The sequence below is a fragment of the Cytobacillus sp. MT66 genome (assembly GCF_058792595.1).
The window spans coordinates 311,924-332,525 of sequence record NZ_JBXAFB010000005.1 but is presented as its reverse complement, the minus strand read 5'-3'; the positions used below and the strand labels follow the sequence as shown (position 1 = coordinate 332,525).

The 20,602-nt window shown below is 36.3% G+C and carries 20 protein-coding genes; 6 read left to right on the top strand and 14 right to left on the bottom strand.

The window, feature by feature from the left end:
* Nucleotides 1-4: 4 nt before the first annotated feature.
* The 7 genes from AC1Q59_RS11960 to AC1Q59_RS11930 form a co-directional block, all read right to left on the bottom strand.
* The gene (locus tag AC1Q59_RS11960) at nucleotides 5-2,125 is read right to left on the bottom strand and encodes an acetate--CoA ligase family protein (RefSeq protein WP_492366043.1); all 2,121 of its coding nucleotides are present in this window, start codon (nucleotides 2,123-2,125) and stop codon (nucleotides 5-7) included.
* Nucleotides 2,126-2,136: 11 nt separating this feature from the next.
* Nucleotides 2,137-2,520, bottom strand: coding sequence for a MaoC family dehydratase (locus AC1Q59_RS11955; RefSeq protein ID WP_492366042.1), 384 nt, complete (start codon nucleotides 2,518-2,520; stop codon nucleotides 2,137-2,139).
* A gap of 19 nt (nucleotides 2,521-2,539) precedes the next feature.
* Nucleotides 2,540-2,926 carry a hotdog family protein gene (locus tag AC1Q59_RS11950; protein WP_492366041.1) on the bottom strand — a complete coding sequence of 129 codons (387 nt, stop codon included), beginning with the start codon at nucleotides 2,924-2,926 and terminating at the stop codon, nucleotides 2,540-2,542.
* Between the two features lie 29 nt (nucleotides 2,927-2,955).
* Nucleotides 2,956-3,732 (bottom strand): IclR family transcriptional regulator, encoded by a 777-nt coding sequence (locus AC1Q59_RS11945; protein WP_492366040.1) that lies wholly within the window; start codon nucleotides 3,730-3,732, stop codon nucleotides 2,956-2,958.
* A gap of 86 nt (nucleotides 3,733-3,818) precedes the next feature.
* Nucleotides 3,819-5,705, bottom strand: a complete 1,887-nt coding sequence (locus tag AC1Q59_RS11940) for a TRAP transporter permease (protein WP_492366039.1) — start codon at nucleotides 5,703-5,705, stop codon at nucleotides 3,819-3,821.
* 84 nt (nucleotides 5,706-5,789) lie between these two features.
* A complete protein-coding gene (locus AC1Q59_RS11935; RefSeq protein ID WP_492366038.1) occupies nucleotides 5,790-6,806 on the bottom strand; it encodes a TAXI family TRAP transporter solute-binding subunit in 1,017 nt (338 codons plus the stop codon).
* Between the two features lie 585 nt (nucleotides 6,807-7,391).
* Nucleotides 7,392-8,375 (bottom strand): uroporphyrinogen decarboxylase family protein, encoded by a 984-nt coding sequence (locus AC1Q59_RS11930; protein ID WP_492366037.1) that lies wholly within the window; start codon nucleotides 8,373-8,375, stop codon nucleotides 7,392-7,394.
* Between the two features lie 497 nt (nucleotides 8,376-8,872).
* Between AC1Q59_RS11930 and AC1Q59_RS11925 the strand changes: the two genes are divergently transcribed.
* A complete protein-coding gene (locus AC1Q59_RS11925) occupies nucleotides 8,873-9,625 on the top strand; it encodes a CBS domain-containing protein (RefSeq protein WP_492366036.1) in 753 nt (250 codons plus the stop codon).
* Nucleotides 9,626-9,714: 89 nt separating this feature from the next.
* Here AC1Q59_RS11925 and AC1Q59_RS11920 read toward each other — a convergent pair whose 3' ends face one another.
* From AC1Q59_RS11920 to AC1Q59_RS11905, 4 genes are all read right to left on the bottom strand, one after another.
* Nucleotides 9,715-10,077, bottom strand: a complete 363-nt coding sequence (locus AC1Q59_RS11920) for a CBO0543 family protein (RefSeq protein ID WP_492366097.1) — start codon at nucleotides 10,075-10,077, stop codon at nucleotides 9,715-9,717.
* A 618-nt stretch (nucleotides 10,078-10,695) separates the two neighbouring features.
* Nucleotides 10,696-12,360, bottom strand: coding sequence for an SWIM zinc finger family protein (locus AC1Q59_RS11915; RefSeq protein WP_492366035.1), 1,665 nt, complete (start codon nucleotides 12,358-12,360; stop codon nucleotides 10,696-10,698).
* A gap of 18 nt (nucleotides 12,361-12,378) precedes the next feature.
* Nucleotides 12,379-12,615, bottom strand: coding sequence for a DUF6429 family protein (locus AC1Q59_RS11910; RefSeq protein WP_492366034.1), 237 nt, complete (start codon nucleotides 12,613-12,615; stop codon nucleotides 12,379-12,381).
* A 56-nt stretch (nucleotides 12,616-12,671) separates the two neighbouring features.
* Nucleotides 12,672-13,331 carry a hypothetical protein gene (locus AC1Q59_RS11905; RefSeq protein WP_492366033.1) on the bottom strand — a complete coding sequence of 220 codons (660 nt, stop codon included), beginning with the start codon at nucleotides 13,329-13,331 and terminating at the stop codon, nucleotides 12,672-12,674.
* Between the two features lie 166 nt (nucleotides 13,332-13,497).
* Between AC1Q59_RS11905 and AC1Q59_RS11900 the strand changes: the two genes are divergently transcribed.
* From AC1Q59_RS11900 to AC1Q59_RS11885, 4 genes are all read left to right on the top strand, one after another.
* Nucleotides 13,498-13,983 carry a hypothetical protein gene (locus tag AC1Q59_RS11900; RefSeq protein WP_492366032.1) on the top strand — a complete coding sequence of 162 codons (486 nt, stop codon included), beginning with the start codon at nucleotides 13,498-13,500 and terminating at the stop codon, nucleotides 13,981-13,983.
* Between the two features lie 237 nt (nucleotides 13,984-14,220).
* Nucleotides 14,221-14,622 carry a CBS domain-containing protein gene (locus AC1Q59_RS11895; protein ID WP_492366096.1) on the top strand — a complete coding sequence of 134 codons (402 nt, stop codon included), beginning with the start codon at nucleotides 14,221-14,223 and terminating at the stop codon, nucleotides 14,620-14,622.
* Nucleotides 14,623-14,984: 362 nt separating this feature from the next.
* Nucleotides 14,985-15,215 (top strand): hypothetical protein, encoded by a 231-nt coding sequence (locus tag AC1Q59_RS11890; protein WP_492366031.1) that lies wholly within the window; start codon nucleotides 14,985-14,987, stop codon nucleotides 15,213-15,215.
* Nucleotides 15,208-15,429, top strand: a complete 222-nt coding sequence (locus AC1Q59_RS11885) for a type II toxin-antitoxin system RelE family toxin (protein ID WP_492366030.1) — start codon at nucleotides 15,208-15,210, stop codon at nucleotides 15,427-15,429. The genes AC1Q59_RS11890 and AC1Q59_RS11885 overlap by 8 nt, the downstream gene beginning before the upstream one ends.
* Before the next feature lie 145 nt (nucleotides 15,430-15,574).
* Here the strand turns inward: AC1Q59_RS11885 and AC1Q59_RS11880 are convergent, their stop codons facing one another.
* On the bottom strand, nucleotides 15,575-16,327 hold the full coding sequence (locus tag AC1Q59_RS11880) for a DUF6904 family protein (RefSeq protein ID WP_492366029.1): 753 nt from the start codon (nucleotides 16,325-16,327) through the stop codon (nucleotides 15,575-15,577).
* 546 nt (nucleotides 16,328-16,873) lie between these two features.
* Here AC1Q59_RS11880 and AC1Q59_RS11875 point away from each other — a divergent pair.
* Nucleotides 16,874-17,353, top strand: a complete 480-nt coding sequence (locus tag AC1Q59_RS11875; protein ID WP_492366028.1) for a PAS domain-containing protein — start codon at nucleotides 16,874-16,876, stop codon at nucleotides 17,351-17,353.
* A gap of 554 nt (nucleotides 17,354-17,907) precedes the next feature.
* On the opposite strand, the gene AC1Q59_RS11870 is transcribed toward AC1Q59_RS11875, so the two are convergent.
* Together AC1Q59_RS11870 and ggt are read right to left on the bottom strand one after the other, a co-directional pair.
* Entirely contained in the window at nucleotides 17,908-18,168 is a 261-nt protein-coding gene (locus AC1Q59_RS11870; RefSeq protein WP_492366027.1) for a hypothetical protein, read from the bottom strand.
* 276 nt (nucleotides 18,169-18,444) lie between these two features.
* Nucleotides 18,445-20,211, bottom strand: coding sequence for a gamma-glutamyltransferase (gene ggt / locus AC1Q59_RS11865; protein ID WP_492366026.1), 1,767 nt, complete (start codon nucleotides 20,209-20,211; stop codon nucleotides 18,445-18,447).
* Nucleotides 20,212-20,602 lie beyond the last annotated feature (391 nt).

Here is a 20,602-nt window from a genome sequence, read left to right as displayed (position 1 = left end):
ACAATTATTCTTTAAATTTAATAATTGAATCTACAATCCTTACACCTTTTCCCTCCTCTAACACAATAACAGGATTCAAATCTACTTCTTCGATTGACTCTATCTGTGTTACAAATTTTGAGAATGAAATAATGGTTTCGTATAATGCTGGTAAATCAAGAGGTTTTTTCCCCCTTGCTCCTTTTAATAGTGGAGCCATAACTAGTGAATTGACAGCATCTTTTACTTTTGAATAGTTTAAAGGAGGCACTAATAATTTAAAATCCTTAAGAACCTCAATGTAGATTCCACCTGAAGCAATCATAATAATTGGACCAAATACCCTATCTCTTTTAACTCCAAGTGAAATTTCAAACCCTTTATCCAAAATCATTTCTTGTACTAATATTCCGTCTATTTTTTCCTCATTAACATGTTGTGTTGCGTTCGACATAATCTTATTAAATGCTTCTTTAATTTGTTCTTCATTTTGGATATTTAGCATAATTCCACCGATTTCAGTTTTATGCTGAATATCTTTTGATGATACTTTCATTACAATTGGGAATCCTATTGTTTCGGCTGCTTGTTTAGCTTCCTCAGCTGATGTACACAAAATTTCACGGGTTGTTGGTAAATTCCACTGTTTTAAGAGTGCTTTACTTTCAAATTCATTTAAATATCCTTTTCTATCCAATTGAATCATATTACTACTAACTAAAGGTTCGAAAGAATCATTATCAAATTCGTTTTGCAGATCTTTATGATATTTTACATAGCTTGCTACAGCCTTTATACATAAATTCGGATCTTCAAAAGACGGAACCCCTCTTCTGCTAAAGGTTTCTAGGATTTCTTTTTGGCAGCCCACTCCTGTTAAAGCAATAATCGCGTCACTATCTTTTTGTGCTGCAGAAACATGCTCAATCATTTTAGGAACATCATAACCCTGACCAATAATACCTAAACCAATAAGAATAATATCAACATTTTGGTCATCTTTTAAAACAGTCATAATTTTTTCTAGTAAATCCTTATCATTGAGTAACTGTGTTGCAACATCTATTGGATTTTGAGGTGTCACAAAAACAGGTAGGACTTCTGATAATTTTTGAATTGTAGTGTTTGAAAAGGAAGCTAAATCTAACCCCATTTCTTTACACTTATCAATCATCATCACCCCTAGTCCTCCTGAGTTTGATATGATAGCTACTTTTTTTCCTTTTGGCACTTTTCTTAATTCAAACACCTGGGAAAATAATCCTAACTCAACCACGCTATCTACACGTACAATACCATAATTACTAAATACAGCATCAAATACTATATCCTCCGAAGCCAAGGCCCCTGTATGTGAACTAGCTGCTTTGCTTCCTTCCAAAGTTCTTCCTGATTTTAAGGCTAAAATTGGTTTTTTCATCTTTTTTGACTTCTCTGCTGCTTTTATTAACGAAACACTATCTTTGACATCTTCTATATATACTTGCAGAACATTCACTTCAGGGTCATCAATCATGTAGTTAATTAATTCTGAAACATTTATGTCAGCCTCATTACCTGTACCAATCCAATATTTAACACCTCTGCCGTACTGTTTTAAAATGTTATATAACATTGCAGCTACTGCCCCACTTTGACTTATAATAGCTCCTGATCCTGCAATTTTCTTACCGTCGGCCAAAGACGTAGTAAATGTTGCAATGCTTCCAGTCTTAAAGTTTCCTACGCCTTGACAATTCGGCCCCATAATCCTCATTTTATAAGTTTTAGCGATTTGCTTTATCTGTTCTTGAGCCTTTCTCCCTTCCTCTCCAATCTCAGCAAAACCTGAACTGAAAATAACAGCTGATTTTACCTTTTTTTCTCCGCACATATGCAAGGTATCAATGACCATACTACCCGGAACAGCAATTATAGCCAAATCAATTTCCTTTTGAACCTGCAGTATGGAAGGATAACAGGTAATAGACTGAATACTAGAGTATTTAGGGTTTATCGGAAAGATGTCTCCTTTATAGCCGTACTTTTTCAGATAATCGATGGGTCTTCCACCAATTTTATTTGGGTCATTTGAAGCTCCAATAATTGCAATATTTTGGGGTTCTAACAAAGGTTGAAGCCCATTTATTTCATTAATTGTTTGCATTTATAGGCCTCCTATTTATTTTTTTCCGCCAAAGCTTCCGAAAGCATGGCTTTGCCAGTAGAAACTACTTCCTCTTCACACAAAACTGTAACTATAATGTCAGTATCCTGGTTTCTTTCCAATTTTATAAAAAATTCTTTACCAGACAATACGGGTTTAATAAAGGTTACCTCTAAGCGCCCCTTTTCTGCCCATCCATCAATCTTTGATTCTAGTTCCTTTTCAATCAAGGCAACTAGTAATATCCCATGAACTAAAGTTCCTCCAAATGCAGTTTGACTTGCATAGTCTGGGTCAGTATGGATTTTCCCTATACCACCACTTGCTTCTGAAAAGAGATTAAGTTTATCTTGTTCAATAATAAATTTATTACTAAGGTGCTCTTTAACTATCATGTTTCCTTCCTCCTATCTTTTATGCAAAAGCCATCAATTGAGTGGACTCCTGCTTACAAATTAATTTGTTATCTTTTATAAAAGAAGTTTCAAATACTAAATATTGTCTTCCCTTTTTTTCATATTTACTAGCTATGAGTACCTCAATATCGAATATATCTCCTATATATGGATTACCATAATGCTCCATTTTCTGTTTTAAATGAATGGTTCCTTGAGGAAACCTAGCTCCGATAGCTTTATAAATTGGAGTAAGAGTTGAAAAAACTGCCACTGGTAAAGGTTGGCCTTCAATATTTTCAATATTTAAGGACTTTAAAAAATCTTTAGCTATAGATTCTTTAAGATCAAACTGAGTTCGGAATCTTTGCCCTAGGGACAATTCATCAAAAGTGTATTCTTTCACGTTCTAAACATCTCCCATCACATATTTTTTTAATCTGTTGGAAATATACTTGATGACATCTGACTAGCAATATCTTTCAAAGTTTTCCCATAAGAATGAAGCAGGTCCTTATTTACCTGGGAACAAAAACAATGGACAGACAGAACAAAGCGAATGTGGTTTTTATTATCAAATACCGGAGCTGCGACTCCACAAACACCTATTATTGTTTCTTGCTCTGATATAGAGTATCCGAATTCTTGTATTCTTTTTATTTGCTCCCATAATTCCGTCTCGTTCTTCACCGAGTACTTTGTTAGCTTTTTAACACCTCCCATGTAATCAATAATTTTTTTCACCTCTTCCTCATCTAAATAAGCTAAAAAGCATTTACCTGTTGATGTTGTGTGAATATTTCGAGTTTGGCCTAAGTTCACATTAATTCTAAAGTCATTGTTGCTTTCTTGTTTAGCTATATAGATAACTTTATCTTCACTAAATCTTTGAGAAAGAACGCATGTTTGTTTTGTTGTTAAAGAAGCTTTTTCAAGAAAACGCTGAGCTTTTTCTAAATTAATAGATCCACCCACTTTTTGGCCTAGAATTTTTAAATAAAATCCTAGTGTAAACGTTTTATCACTTTCATGATATGAGACAACGTTATATTTCTGTAAGGCGTGTAATAGTCTAAAGCATGTACTGGGATTTAACCCAGAGGCATCAGAGATTTCCGACAGGGATTTCCCTTGTGGAACTTCTCTTGCTAGGTATTCAATTATCTTTGCTGCGTTATCAATAGCCGGCACTACATACTTTTCATTTTTCATTTAGTTTCACCTTTTCTTTTATATATAAAAAATATATTTTTATATATAAAATAACATCAAAATGATTAAAATGTCAATTTTATGAATTATGCCTCTATTTTCTCGATAACTTTATTCTCTGCACTTTTTTTCTTAGTTAATTTAACTATTGAAAATAAGATCATTAAAATCACTATTCCTATTAAGTCTGTTATAAAACCAGGATGAATGAGTAGTAAGGATACGCCTGCAAAGAGGAAACTTTCCACTATATTTAAATTACGGATAAAGTATCTTTGTAAGCCTATTGAGAGTGCATAGATACCAATTAAAGCTGTAACGATGCTAACAACAATATCAATAACCTCACCTTGCAAAAGTAAAGTCGGACCGTAAACAAACATGAATGGCAAAATAAAGGCTGAGAGACCAAGGCGTAATGAAACAAGGCTTGTTCCGAATGGTTTGTCACCGGAAATTCCGGCTGCAACTAAGGATGCCAACGCAACTGGAGGAGTGATTGCTGAGATGATACCGAAATAAAAGATGAACAAATGTGCAGCTAATGGATTAACACCAATACTAATTAATGTAGGTGCAACCATAACCCCTAAAACGAGATATGCCGCAACAGTAGGTAAACCCATTCCAAGAATAAGCGAAACAATCATAGTGAGTAACAATAATAATAATAAATTTCCATCTGCGACTGAAACTAGTACTGATGATAATTTAAAACCCATTCCCGTTTGCATTATGACGCCAACAACAATACCTACACATGCACATGCAGCAGTAGTTTCAATAGCACCTATTGACCCAATCCTCATACACTCAACGATTTTCTTTAATGTAAGTCTATTTTTCGGATTAATAAAAGTAGATAACACAGTTACTAAAATGGCAAAAAAGGCTGATTTCATTGGGGACCATTGTAAAAATAATAATAAATATACTAGTACCAATGGAGATAATAATAAATGCCATCCTTTAGCTAAAGTTTCTCTTTTACTTGGAATTTCGCTTGAACTTAAGCCCCTAATTCCGTTTTTTGCTGCCTCCAAATCAACCATAAAAAATACAGCCGCATAATATAATATAGCAGGAACAAATGCAGCAATTGCCACTTCCCAAAACGGTATTTGCAATACTTCAGCAATAAGGAAGGCCGCTGAACCCATAATTGGCGGCATTAGTTGGCCGCCCGATGAGGCTACAGCCTCAACCGCCCCTGCGAATCTTGCTGAATACCCAGTTCTTTTCATTAAAGGAATAGTAAATGCACCAGTTCCCGCAACATTAGCTACTGCACTGCCCGAAATTGAGCCAAACATACAACTAGCTAATATTGCTATTTTAGCGGGGCCACCACGCACTTTTCCTACCAATCCTTTGGCCAAATCAATAAATATTTCTCCCCCTCCAGATACTTGGAGGACTGCTGCATAAAAAATAAATAAAAAGACAAAGGTAGATGCTACCCCCAGTGCAACCCCAAAAATCCCCTCTAACCCCATTGCTTGGTAACGAATAATTTCCACAAGACTATACCCTTTGTGCTGGAGCAATCCAGGAAAAAGGTTTCCAAAATATGAATAAATTAAGAAACATATTGAAATTATTGGAAGTGCCCATCCCGTCACTCTACGTGTTGACTCCAAAACAAGGAAAAGGACTATAAAGCCAATAATCGTTTGATAAGTTGTTATTCCACTAGTTTGTGTCCACAATTCAACGTGGTTTATAGCAATATAGCTAATTGCCCATGCGCTAATTAAACAAAAAAACAATTTTCCAAGTGTAAATTTATTTTTGAGTAATTCATTATTAGAAAACGGATAGATCATAAATAAGACTAATAAGGCGAACATTAAGTGAATGGACCGTTGTTGTAAAGCTGGGAGGACCCCGTTATATGCGGTAAACAGTTGAAAACACGACCACAATACAGCAATTACAGTAATTGTCGTTTGAAATTTTTTTTCTGATAACAAGTGATCACCTCATTCTTTACCCAAGGATTTGGTAATAGGTAGACTAGGTTATATCCCCTATTACCAAATCACTTGAATCTAAATTTACTGAATTATCCCCTTTTCCTCAAAATACTTTTTAGCTCCCGGATGAAATAAATTTGGATCAATAATTTTTCTATCAATATATTCTTTTGTTTTTTCAGGAGTTATATCCTTTCCTGCAGGGTGAATTGTTGAAATCTCAGGATTGTTCTCTAAAATTAATTTGGTAACATCATATACAACATTTTCTGGTACATCTTTGTTTGTATAAAGTACCGTATATACCGTGTAGAAGAAATTATCTTCATCAATGCCTGGGTATGTACCTCCAGGAATTTTATTTGTCGACCATAATGGATATTTCTCATCGAAACTGTTTCTCACATCTTGATCTACCTGTAAAAATTTTATGCCTTTGGTTGATGCCAATTCTTCTAAAAGACCACTCTTAGGATATGCTGTAAAAACTCCTACATCGATGTTTCCATCTTTAATAGCTTCTGCTTGTTCATTATAGGATAGGAAAACCCACTCAACGTCATTCTCCTTTATTCCAGCTTCCTCAAAAATCTTTATTACTGCACTCTGAGTTGAAGCCGAAGGAACCCCTACTTTTTTCCCTTTAATTTCCTTTACATTATTGATTGGAGAATCTTTCAAGACTATAGTGGACATTACATTATCGTACATTGCTAATACCGGCTGTAACTTATCAAATGCTGTTTCAAATTCTCCTTCTCCTTCCATTGCTCTTTTCATCATATCAGCCATACCTATACCAAAAGCAGCCTGACCATCATTAACCATTTGTGGTACTTGACTAACAGACGAAGGAGTTGTGGCATTAAGATTTATATAGCCTGACTTTTCATTAATAACTTTTGTCATTCCACCACCGATAATATTGTATAATCCACCCGCGCTTCCTGTACTAAATGCTGCTGCAAATGGTTTATTGCTTTCTCCTTCCTTTGATTCCCCAGTAACTTTATTATCAGATTGTTCGCTACAGCCAATTAAAAAAACCATTATTAAACCAATTATTAATATTAATTTGTAAATCCTTTGGAATTTCATTCTTCTCCCCCTCACAAATTTTATAAACCAAAAAGTAAACGGTTACAGTATTAGGTGGATATTATGTTCTCTTCTTTTTTACCAATTCTCCTTTCCTTTGATTTTTTCCAGTTGAGACGCATTCTATTGTTTTTATCTGTAAAAAACAAACTTTTGTATATAAAATTTATCATACCGATTTTCTATTGTCAACAAAATTCTGAAATTTTTAAATATTGCGCATGAATTAGAGGAACAAGTATAAGTGGAAGTGAGATGTCGCAGATCTATAGAATATCCAGTGAATGAATGATTTTTAAATCATGTTACTAAGTGAAATAATTGATAATAACATGAACAGTTCACAATTGTTAGGAAAAGGAGCTAAATGAATGTTTTATCTTAAATTACAAGGCAGGTAATGACCTTCGTCCCGCTTCCATTCCCCAAACACGAAAAAAACCTTCTATATAATAATAGATTCACAAGTAATTGCAAAAATCTATTATTGTATAGAAGGCCAAACAAAAAGGACACAGGGACAGGCACTTTGTCCTTCACCCAAATTAAGGGTAAAGGGTGGACACGGTGCCTGTCCCCCCGTCCTTACATCATCGAAGCCACTTTATCTCTGACCCATCTTATTCGATCCCTGTCGATGTCGCTTGGTACGGTACAATCAGCACCGAGGATGACACCTTTGGAACCGGATTGAGCAATTAATTTTTCTGTATACTCTTCTATCTCTTGCTTCGTTCCTGCATGCAAGAGCTTCCCTGGGCGGTTATCGAAACCGCCAATCACTGCCTTGCCTCCAAAAAATTCTTTTCCTTCCTTGAGGTTGACGTTTTCGATGTGCATGGCCCAGTTAACTGCTTTTGCCTGATAATCCTTCCAAACTTCCAGATTATTTCTATTTCCTTCATAACCGCAGCAATGAAGAATATTATTCTCTGAAAGCTTATTCGCATGTTCTAGCACAGATTTTTCGCTTGGCGTAATATAGTTTCGGTATTCCTCGTACGACAACGATCCATTTTTAGGATTTTGCACACTTAAATAGATCCCATCCGCACCCGCTTCTTGAATAATTAATTCTACCAAGTTTATTAAATCTTGAGCGATGACATCAAGTGCATAGGAAACAGCTTCTTTATCTTCTTTAAAAAACTCTATGAATTTTTCACCGGAAATAGCCAATTGCAGCGATTTTGCCGGTGAAAACACATTATAAAATCCGCATGTACCATTCAAGTACCCGATAACAGTTTTTACTATTTTCACCTGATCCTTAAACCAAACATGATCTTTGGGCAACGGCTTTATATTTTTTAAATCTTTCGCTTCATCTATATGGTTATACTCCTCACGAGGATAGAAAAAATAACCATCACTCATAATCTTTACAAAATCCGGCTGTATTTCCTCAATAAATTGTTGATGCCCCGCTAAATTTTGGTTCAGCAAATCTGGATTTTGTAAGCCCTTACTAAAATCCTCCTCTTGAACAAAATGGAACCAAAAACCTACTGGTGGTCGATCTACCTCTTCATTATTAAAGGCCTTCAGCAATCTTTCTCTTCTTAGCATATGAACTATCCCCTCTCTTTTTTCTAAGCATTCAATCCAAACGGCTCCTCGGCTAACACCACTCCCTCTAAAAAAAACTAGACATTGGACAGAGTGCCTGTCCCCTTGTCCTTCAACTTATAACCATATCCCCGAATCCCTACTATTCTTATATGATTAATAAGTCAGAATAATGGTACTACCGCTTCATTATTGCGTCAAGGATTAATTTAACGGGATCTCACAGCGTCTTTTGCAAAAATAAAAAAGACCGGACGCGTAATAACTCCCAGTCGAATGGCAATGTTAAACCAGAATATAAAATTGTAAAAAAAGAAGGATCTGAGCTGCTGGAGAAGAACTCAATGAATACAAGAATATATTCTGTCAGATAATGGATGGACAAGGTGCCTGTCCCCCTGTCCTACTTCCATTTTTACGTTATTAATGTTTCAATAGTATATATAGTAATAAATTCGGATTTTTAATGGTACTTAAGCTTGCAAAGGGAGGTTGCCATGAATACCATTCAACAAACAAGTGAGAAAATTATCCGCTTTGAAGCAGCATTTAATCGCATCCACGTTAAGCTGAGGAACATGGTAAAAGACCCAAGGCCCCATGCCCCCTATGGAGATGTTCTATCTAAGGCAAAAAAGTTACATTCCATCGTTCGAAATCATTATGATCATTTAAGACAATTTGGGAACCTGCGCAATGCGATTGTTCATCAAAAAATGGATAAAGACTTTTATATAGCAGAGCCACATGACTGGGTGATTGAAGAAATAGAAAGAATCAGTGAGGTTCTATTAAAACCAACACCTGCTCTAAGCATTGCCTCTCAGCCTGTGACCAGCTATTCACCTGAAACACCATTAAAGGAAATCCTGCAAAAAATTGATGAAAAGGGTTATTCTCAGTTCCCTATTTACAATAAAAAAGAATTTGCTGGAATGGTGACAGAAGGCGGAATTGCAAAATGGCTTTCGCAAAACTCCCTTAAAAAACACTATATTTCCATTGACGAGGTGTGTGTTTGTGACATCCTCCCATTAGAAAAAAAACATAGCGTCAAGTTTCTAAGCAAAAGCAACACCATTTACGACTTAGAAGATGCATTTAAAGAAAGCATCAGCAAGAATGAAAAATTAGAAGCCATTCTAATCACCGAGCATGGAGAACTTAAGCAAAAGCCAATTGGAATTGTCACTCCAAGGGACTTGGTTAGAATCGAACATACAAGTTTTACCTTGGTAAACCAAATGTAGTGGCTCTTACCATAACTAATGAAAATGGCCAGCAACCTCATAGATAGGATGCTGGCCATGCTTGTTTCATTTGTATAGTAAAACCAAGATTATTCGGGTGATGACACAGGCACCACCTCTTTATTAAGCATACGAACTGCAGCCATAAATCCTCTTACAAGTAAAAAGGTAAGTGTGAGTGTTATAAAACTTACAATTGAATTCCAGCCCTTGCAATATTTAATTAGGTTTGTTTTCCTCTCTAAGAGGAACTCAGCAATGGTCATGGGGACGCTAAAAAATAAAACCTTTATAAGTATTCCAATTATATTTGAGTTTTTAGTAACCTGATTAAAATATACACATGCCAAAGGGTATAAAAGGTAGCTAAATAAAACACTGATATTAAAAAACTTAAATAAATTAATCGGGTATCTAATATATCCCTTTTTTATAACAATCGTATCCAGTATGGAGGAAATATAGCCTTAAAAAGGTTTTCTGCATTTGTTTTTTCAATTACATCTCCCCATTAGTCTAGTGTGACGACAGGTATGAAAATACCTGATGTATATATTTTCAACTCTTGGCATTTCAAATGTGCCAGCTGCTTTTTCATCTCTTTTTAATTGCAGATAGGCACATCTTAAAGAACACAGGGACAGATTTGTTCTTATCAAAAAATATGGGGTATCAACAAAGCTCCAATTACATAGGTTCAATTACATATCCTAACATCGTCAATAATCTTATTTTCCCTGAAAAAATTAATATTAAAGAGAATCTTAATGAGAGATCGAATTGTATTGTCAGATAATGGATGGACATGGTGCCTGTCCCCCTGTCCTTTTGCATGGTGGGGTAATAGGTTTTCCATACCCGATAATCTTTTCTGATACAGACAGCTAAAATACTGATTATCGCCAGAACAAGGTGCATGCCAATTCCCTTCGAAGCTTTTTTTGATACAGTTATGTTAACCATTTAAGGGAAAATAATGATTTAATGAAAATTATTGATGTGGAAAACTTAGGGGATATTTTAGGTTGAAATATTAGGCAGGAGGTGGTGACAGTGCACCACCCCTTTTGCTATTTTATTTTCTCTAATTCATCTACAAACGCTGGCCTTTTTCTATATTCGCTCATTAGTTCATTTATCAATTCCAATACCTTAGGTTTGCCTGCAAGTTTTTTATACTTTTTGATTTTGTAACAAACGGCTTGATAATTTTTCCGGTTGGATGAAGTATCTGCCGCGGATTTTATATATTCTTTATAAATTTCTATGGTTTCGTCTTTAAAATGCTCTGCTAATTTCTCAGCATAGCTTTCTATATAGCTAGGATCGTCTTTGACAAATGCTAATATTTCTGCAAGGTCATTCTCTTTATCTATCAGCTTAAGGTATAGTTGATTCGCATTCCATCCTTTTCGCAGCTTCAATTCATGTTTCAAGTTTTGATAAAACTCTTCATGATTTTCTGCGGCTAGTTCTTTTAAATCCTCGTAATAAACTAAGTCACCATCATGAAGCAAAAGTTCCTTTGCCAGCGTTTTCTGTTCTTCTATTAATGAGAGGGATTTATAGGCAGTGTATCTATATTTTTTCCACCAAGTCACTAATCCACGATATTGCTGATCCTGCTTTTCTCCCTCTTTAGATAATTCTATTACCTTGTGATACTCTTTCTCTTGAATATACTTATTCAGCAATTTTTCCCTAAATGATGAAAAATGAAGGTGGCTGTATATGAATTGTTCCGCTTCCTCTAGATCACCATTTTGCACAATTAACTGTAACAATATTTGGGACAGGCTTTCATTCCAATATTTTCGACCGTTTGTTTTTCTATCTAGCATGGATTCAATTTTTGTTCTCAGCTGGTCTCTAAGCCTCTTATCACCTGAAAACTTTAAGCAAATGTTTAGTAAATCAACCTGGAAGTCTTCCCACCCATCAAAAATCTCATTTTCGGTATAGGCTAAAAGTTTTTCAAATACTTCTCTTTGATGACCATTCTCTATACTCTTATTGGCAATTTCCTCTATTGCCTCAAATGTTTCTGCGACAAGATCACCAATATCTCCGCCAGAATCATCAGCATATTGAAAAGCCCCGATTGCTTCCTTAAGCAACAGCAAGGCAATATCTGTGGCTAGCAGTATATCCTTCGTACTTTTTGCCTTTTCAAGAACAGCACCCAGTTCGTTGACAAAATCACTTGTCCCGTAGTATTTAATAAATCCCTCTCTGCCAGTATGTTTTCTCACAATCGTTTTGATTAAATCCACACATGCCGCAAGCTCCTGGTGTTCGTCGCCGTTTGAGTATTTAACGATAAGTCTGTTTTCCAACGTTTTATCATTTTGAGCGATATCTTTAATAACCTTGATTAATTCTTCTTTCGGAAGATTAGATAGTACCTCTTGAAGCTTAGGCCGCTTATAAGGTTTTTTAGTTGGCAGTTCCTTACCAGACCCAGGGCTTATCATTTCAAAAAGCTGAAAATACGCTGCAACCTCATGTTTACAAACCGGCCCAAAATCATAAGGGCAATCACACTCGGAAAATTTTATCTCTCCTTCTTCTTCAAGTTCAACAACCACTTCGTAATGATCGCTTCCCTCAATGTGAAAAATATATTCGTTTTCACTCTTTTCGTATACTTTAACAACATTTCCTTCAAGAAAATAGCTATGCCCTCTATCTAAAATTGTTTTGTTTATATAGTTTTCGAAATTTAAAATATTCATATAAGATACCCCAACCTTTTACACATTCCCCAAATATTTTTCTGCTAAAGACTTAGCCTCTTTGATACCGGCTTCGGTTAAATAAACGGATTTGGATCGGTGGCTTCCTCGAATATAATCCTTTTCAGAAAGTTCATCTAAGATCTCAAAAGGATAGCCCTTCCAACTCCTTCTCCATTCCCCGAAAAACTCTTTTTCTTCCCAGGATGTTAAGTACAGCAGTAAAAGAGTAAGCTCTTTTATCTTTTCATCCATGACTAACAACCCCTTTATAACAGATGGTCAAATAAGAAATTTAATATAGGTGATTTTTAGAATGGTATTTCGTCATTTTCAATATAAAGAACTTTTTTCATTGCAGCTTGGTTTCTGCTATTTTCTCTTTTCGATACACTTTTTGCATCAGCATCTAGGATAAAATGGTCATCTATATATAATAAAAGCTCGTTAATTTCCTCATTTGTGAGTTCGTACCCAGCATCTTCACATAAATCATTCCACTCCGCCTCAAGCCATTTATCTTCGCAAATCGAATCATCCTCAAACCTATGCTTTTTATGTATTTCTTCTTGGTTCACTAATTCTTCCATTTCTTCGTGGGTTACCCCATAAGGAGCGCCTCCCGCAGTATAACCAACAATAAACGCAAAGGTTTCATCAGACTCAAATACATCTAATGACATTTCTTTTTTCTGTTTTCTCTTTTCTCTCAGCTTTTTTTGATAAGCCCGATCTCTCACTGCCATTCTCGTTTTTTCCTTTGTGCCCTCTGAAATTGAATAGCCTAGCATTTCTAGTTCTTTCATTGCACAAACCAGATCAACTCCATACCATTTTGAATAACTTTTAATGATATTTTTCCCATTATATTTGTTTACCCATTCTTTAACCTTTAAACTCTGTAATCTTGAGCTCCGAGACATCCTTTTTCGTTTTGGACCCAGATTTCCCTTTTTATTTTTCTTTGCCAAATTATTGCGTCACACTTTCTAATAATCTTTTTCTTAATTTTAATACAGATATGTGAGCAATCCAATGCTCCCAAGAATTTGTTTTTTCTATCCCAATTTTATAAACTATTTTCAAGCTGAAGACATTTTTAAGTAGGGGAAAATAATACCTTGGGGGGCTTATCGGGTGGGAACTTATTATACGATTGGTGTGATTAATGTGTTTTGTGCCTCATCAAAAGAAATTCTTTCAATTGATCAATGGAAGGAAATTTTGAATGAACGTATTGATTTTGATCTCTTCAATATAACCATTAATGAAACAAAGATTCATGGTGAAATAAAAATGAAAGTCTTTGCTGATAACATTACAGATTTTTTCAATGTCCTTCGAAAAATATGTGGACCTAAATACAATGAAGATTTTGATGCCTATCAAAAACTCTATGGCACAGATATAGATAAATATCCGATTAAGTACGAAGAACTGTTTGTAGAAGATAGGAACAAAAATTTAATAAAGATAGAAACAAACTTTGCCATGATGATGATAGAGGGTAAAGTTATTATTGAAGAATTTTATACAGACCCTCATTTGATTAACTGGCTTTTTCGAAATAGTAACATCCCTAACAAACTCTCTGGTGCTGTTATTAGCTCAGTTACTTTTTAGAGGTAACTACGACTCAGACAGATTTCAGTTTTGCTGTTGCTAGGATCCTTTTTTTTCTTCCTACCAGCAATATTCCATAGGCACTTTATCAAGAACTTTCGTTCAGAAAATTCCGGGTAAGCACGCAATCTCAAGATTACCTTCCTCCCTAATAATTTCTTAAAAATTAGAGACACTATCAATGCAGTACAAATCTCAATAAAGGGTGAATTTCTAGTGAAAACAGTTCAGGACATTATGACAAAGGATGTAAAAGTATGTGCGCCACATGACCCTGTAACTGCCGCGGCATGGATTATGCGTGACGTAAATTGCGGGACGGTTCCAGTTTGTGAAGGAAAAAAAGTGGTTGGGATGATCACAGACCGTGACATTGTGTTAAATGTTGTAGCAGACGGAAAAGACACGAATAGCGCTCATTGCCATGATTGTATGACAACTGATGTGGTTACTTGTTCTCCGGACACAGATGTACACGAGTGTGCACGCATGATGGCTGATCATCAAATTCGCCGGATTCCAGTCGTTCAAAACGGAGAATTAGTAGGAATTTGTGCGATTGGGGATCTTTCTAGAATTAATATTTTCGTCAATGAAGCCGGTGAAGCGCTAAGTAATATTTCTCAGCAAACACACTAAAATAATAAAAGTAACGGCCCTTTCTGTCCGCCAGAATGGGCCAGTTATTTTTATTAGACAAAAATTAAAATGGACTCCTTGCAGTCACAGAATCAATGGACTTCTTCAGTCGGTTTTTGAGTGCTAATGACTATCGTTCTATTTTCAACAAGCTTTAACCCACGGTTACCGCTAATATTATAAGCTACTTCATCCTTGAGGCGGATGGATACGATTTGCTGCGCTATTGGTGAAACAAGATATTTTGGGTGTGATAGTGCACCCAGACCATCCTGAAACAGGCTTCACCCCTGAGTTTACCGCAAAGTTAATTTGAGCTATACTTAATATTAATTTAATTACTCTTTTTAAGGGGTGAAGTTATGAGTGTTCGCCGGGAAGACCTTCATTTACTTGTGGATCTCGTAAGGGAACAAGATGCAGAACTTGTGTATGATCTTATCAGTGTTGTTATTGAAAAGAACAATGAAAAAGAAATGATTGTAGAGGCTGATAATTCACCTTTAAGCAAAGAGGAAAAAGAAATACTGAAACAAGCTGAACATGATATAGAAAATGATGATCTCATCGATTGGGATGACCTAAATGTCTAAATATATAATTAAATTAAGAAAACCTGCTGCAAAATATTATGAGAAACTGCCTCCTAAGCTAAAGGAAAAAGTCAAAGAAGTTATAAATCAGCTTCGGGAAAATCCATACGCCATTCCAAACGTAAAACCCATAGAGGGCTCCAATCATGATGTTTATAGAATTCGTATTGGAACCCTTCGTTTACTTATCGCATACATAACGATACTCTTATAATAATCGTATTAGACATAGGCCCTCGCGGGGATATTTATAAATAAATTTAAACTTCTTTAAATGAACAATGTTTATTTTTCTATTTTCACCTTAGCCTTTATTATACTGGGTGTACACCTCTAACTTAACCACCCAGCATATCATTTTACCAATCAATGACTTCCGGATACTCTACAAGTGGGTTAATATTTGTCATTGAACAATGATACTCTCTGGCAGCCTCCATAACATCCCTTTTAACCTTCTGATATTTTTGGCCTTGCTCAGCGATTCGCTTAGCCATAATCGTAATATTCTTCTGACGTTTGGTCTTATCCATATCGATAAATTTACAATTCAGTTCGTCTAGGTACTGTGTCGCATAATTGTACAAATTAAAGTAATTGGTGTTCATTAATCTCATAATTCTGCTATAAGAAGTAGCCGGTATTGTTTCCTCAATACACTTGGCAATGGCAGCCTGAAATCCCTTTACATGGGCAATCGAAGGATCCCAAATATTCCGGAAATCTTCCATCGGTTTGTAGCTGCTTTTTGCTTGATTTGTTGCATACTGCTTTACAAATTCATTCAGGGCAATCGTTACAAACAGTAGCTCAGGCCACAGTACCTGGAAGGTCAGATAAAGGTTCTTATCACTGCCAACAATCGATAGATGCCTCATTTTATCACGGTCTAGGCCATTATCAACAAATTCAACTTCCCGATTACCCATAAGCGCATGGCGTATGTCATAACATACACCAAGTATTCTTAAACGGGCCCCTTCATACGGACTCCCTTCTTCTTCATCCTCTCGCAAAATCGTATAGAGCGCTTCATATAGCTGGTCAAAATCTAAATAATCTCCATACACTGTCACGCCAGCATAATTTGGGGTGTTTTTTAAATAAATCATTTTTATCCCTCGACCTATTCTATTAAAGATGGGACCTGTTCCCTCATAGTAAACATATAAAAACTACTGATAGCTGGTTCAAGTCCACCTTTTTATTTATGCGTTTATTTTAACATAAATTCAGATACGGCGAGAAAAGGTACTTTTACTATTAGGCCACCCTATCTATGTGAAACAAGATTATAGGGCGGTGAAAGGCACCACCCCCTTGTCCTTCTCTGAACAGCAGGAGATTACACCCCCATTCTGCTGGTGACAAGTTAATTGTTCAACACATCAAAAATTGAACCATTAAAGATCTCAATGAATACAAGAATATATTCTGTAAGATAATGGATGGACATGGTGCCTGTCCCCCTGTCCGCATCAATTACAATTCATTACCTATTTTTGTGAGATAAATCACATTTCACTGAGATTATTAATGCTATCATTATTAATGTAGTAAGAGATAATAATCACCTAAAAACAAGCAGGTTTTTTCTCACTAATATTTGTACTATTATATTCTTCGCAAAAGAGAGATTGTATAAAGGGGAGTTAAAAATGTCTGAGAATAAATTGTCTGAATTAATTAGTCCTGAAGCTGTTATTAATTTTGATACTGGTGCGATTAAAGCAAGCACGTTGGATTCAATCATCAAGCTTTTGCCATTTGAAATGGGCTTTTGCGATGCCAACGATATTTTCCGCTGGTATTCAAATAATCCAGATCGCGTGCATGGTCGCCGCAAAGAAGCGATTGGCCGCCATGTGCTAGAGCTTCACCCAAGAATGGCTCATCATGTGGAAAAATTGTTGAATGATTTCCGTTCAGGAGCACGCGACGATTGGGAATTTTGGTTCCCAAAACGCTCTGGTGAAGAAACCGGCCAAATTTACCAAAAGTTCATGGCTGTACGTGATGAAAATGGAAACTACCTTGGCTGTATGGATGTGACCGTTAATATCGACCTTTTCTCAGGAAAAGAAGGGAAACATACCCCTGAAACGATTGACGAATTTATTGCTGTTAAGCCTAAATAATACTGAAAAACACATTGAATTTCCCAATTCAATGTGTTTTTCTTTATAATAGGGTTATTCCACTGAGCCAACATATCCCGTTCCCGCAACTGCTATTTTGCAGAGATTAACCTCCCCCCAAAATCCAGAATGTAATTTTATTTCCAAGCAACTAAAAAACAAGTAAACTACTAGTAGTTTACTTTGTCATCCTGTTCACTTGTTGTGAAACATTATTGTGAAACAAGATTATTCGGGTGGTGAAACGATTGATTTTAGAAAAGGGAAAATAAAATGGGGCTTACAATATTTTCGTTATGTGGATCATACAGAAGAGTTAAATGTACAGAATTGGATCGGATTGGGTTGTTACTATACTATCATAGTTTGTATATTCCATATATGTTATAAAAAAATCCTGCATATGGATCTAAATAAATGAGAGGAAAAATATAAAATTAGCCGGATAGAGATTCCAGTTCATATAACTTTCAAATTCAAAATCAACACATAGAATAACGTTAACTCTCTATTTGTTCTATATATCTCGATCTATCTCGGATGCTCTTAGAGTGTTATTGTCTGGTTAACCTTTGAATCTCTGTTTCTACATCATAAACACGTTTATTCAATGCTGCTGTTTTATTGTCAACATGGTCAGCGATTTTCTCAGTGTATTGTCCAAGACTCTCGATAATGTTTTTTTGAAGTTGTTCTTGTCCAGTTTTAATCACTTTCACATCTTTTTCAATAACATCCAAACGTTTATTGATTGGTTCTAATAATTCTTCTTTTAAAACGGAACGTAATAATTCCTTTAATTCGTTCTTCATCATCCATCACCTCTAATAAGTTTGTTATATTATAACACAGAAACTGTACACCAGGCATCAATCGAACAATGTTGGATTTAAGCATGGCTCTAGAAATAATTGGTTACAATCTAAATAGAGGAGAGCCACTCAAGATACTCTCCTTTTCTTATATTATACTAATCTCTCGTGAAACATTATTGTAAAACAAGATTATTCGGGAAGTGAATTGCAACTTCCTGAAGCAAGAAAACGGTTCTCCCGCTTCATTTCACGAAGCAGGAAAACCGTCCCTGTGTATTATCTATTTCCTTTAAAATCAACGCCAATGGCAGCTCCGTTACGGCTGGAATCAGCCACTCCTTTAAACGTGCCATTTTCGGTGTCGATTAAAATGCTTTGTACATTTCCTATTTCTACGGGACCTGTTCCAAATTTGTGCCCCATCTTATTAAGCTGAGTCAGGACCTCTTGGGAAATCCCTTCTTCAAAACGATAAGAGCTTAGATTATTCGTATAAATTCTTGGCTCTTCAACCGCTGCCTTTAGCTCCATATCGTACTCAATCGCATACAGAATGGTCTGTAATACAGAAGTAATGATAGTCGGCCCTCCTGGTGATCCAACGGTTAATACCGGCTTGCCATCCTGGAACACAATCGTTGGTGTCATGCTGCTCAATGGGCGTTTATTTGGCTGTACCTCATTGGCACCGCCAGGAACAGCATCAAAATCTGTTAACTCGTTATTTAACATAAAGCCGTATCCCGGAACCATGATACCCGTTCCAAACACTTGTTCAATGGTAGTTGTATAAGAAACAACATTTCCCCATCGATCCGCTACCGTGAAATGAGTTGTTTCGCCATACTTTCGGTCTGTCGGCTGTTTAGTAGCCTTATAATTTGCTGAAGCAGATTCGTATTTCCAAGGATCGCCCGCTGTTGGATTTTGGTTTACGCTATCTAAGCTAATAAGCTCCTGGCGTTCCTTAATATACTCCGAATGCAAAAGCCCTTTTAACGGTACGTTGACGAATTCAGGGTCACCTGCGTAGGCCGCACGGTCAGCATAGGCTAGATGCATCGTTTCCGCAAGCAGATGATATTTTTCCCATGATTTCACATCATATTGAGAAAGATTAAAATTGTCCAAAGTCTTTAACATTTGTAAAAGGAATACGCCTCCCGAGCTTGGCGGCGGCATACTGGCAATCTGGTAGCCTTGGTAATCTCCCCAAATTGGCTGGTCAATCGTCACATCATACTTATTTAAATCCTTTGTAGTCATCGAACCGCCGTATTGCTGTACAGTGTCCGCAATCGCTTCAGCAATTGATCCTTTATAAAAAGCATCGGCACCATTAGAGCGAATCATTTTAAAGGTATTGGCTAAATCCTTTTGAACAAGAGTATCCCCTTCTTCTAACGGCTTTCCATTCGGAAGAAAGACATCACTTGCTGCTGATTTTGATAGCTTTTCCTTGCTATCCTCGATTGCACTTGCCAGCACCGAATCAATTGGGAAGCCTTTATCAGCAAGCTTAATCGCTGGACCAATCAGCTGCTGCATTGGGCGTGTACCCCATTTCTCCAGTGCAGTTTCAAGCCCTTTTAATGTTCCTGGTACACCAACCGCTGTACCGCTCTCAACACGTTCAGCAAAGGGAATCGCTTTTCCGTTTTTGTCTAAAAACATATCCGGAGTTGCCCCTTCTGGTGCACGCTCTCGGCTATTAATGATGGTGGTGTCTTTTGTTTTTCCATCATACACCATCATAAAGCCGCCGCCACCGATCCCAGACATCATCGGTTCAACAACATTTAAAGCAAACTGAATGGCCACAGCAGCATCAATGGCATTTCCGCCTGTCCTTAATACTTCAGCCCCAATTTCAGATGCTAACGGATGGGCAGTAGCAACCATACCATCTTTTCCAACCGCAACCTGACTGTACTTTCCATAATCAACCTCCTTCCCTTTAGCCTCCACGCTAAAAGGAAGCGTCCCCACAATCAAAAGAATACTAAATAAAACCGCTAACCAAGATTTCCAAGAACTCCTCAAGCTTTTCTCCTCCCCTATTAAACAAGTATAAATTCATTTTACCAAATATTCAAAATAATGAGAGAGTCATAAGTTCCCATATTACGAAGCTAGGGGCGGTTCTTTTGCCTCATTTTTCCATAAATATACGAAAATCTATGTACACAGCTCATGTAATAATTAGGAATGGAGCACGAGAATGCTTTTGTTCACTATCATTTCTTTGGTTATAAAAGAAACGATCATTTCATAAGATGTAAAATGTTTAAGCTGCCTTGATAGGGTGCCTGTTCATCGCACAATTATTTGCCGATAATAAAGCCCACTTGTATGTTGTGGATAGAACCTTTGGTTGTTATATTTTAAATAGGGATTTATTTTTTAAGGCGAAACCATTGGGGAAAGCAGGGGG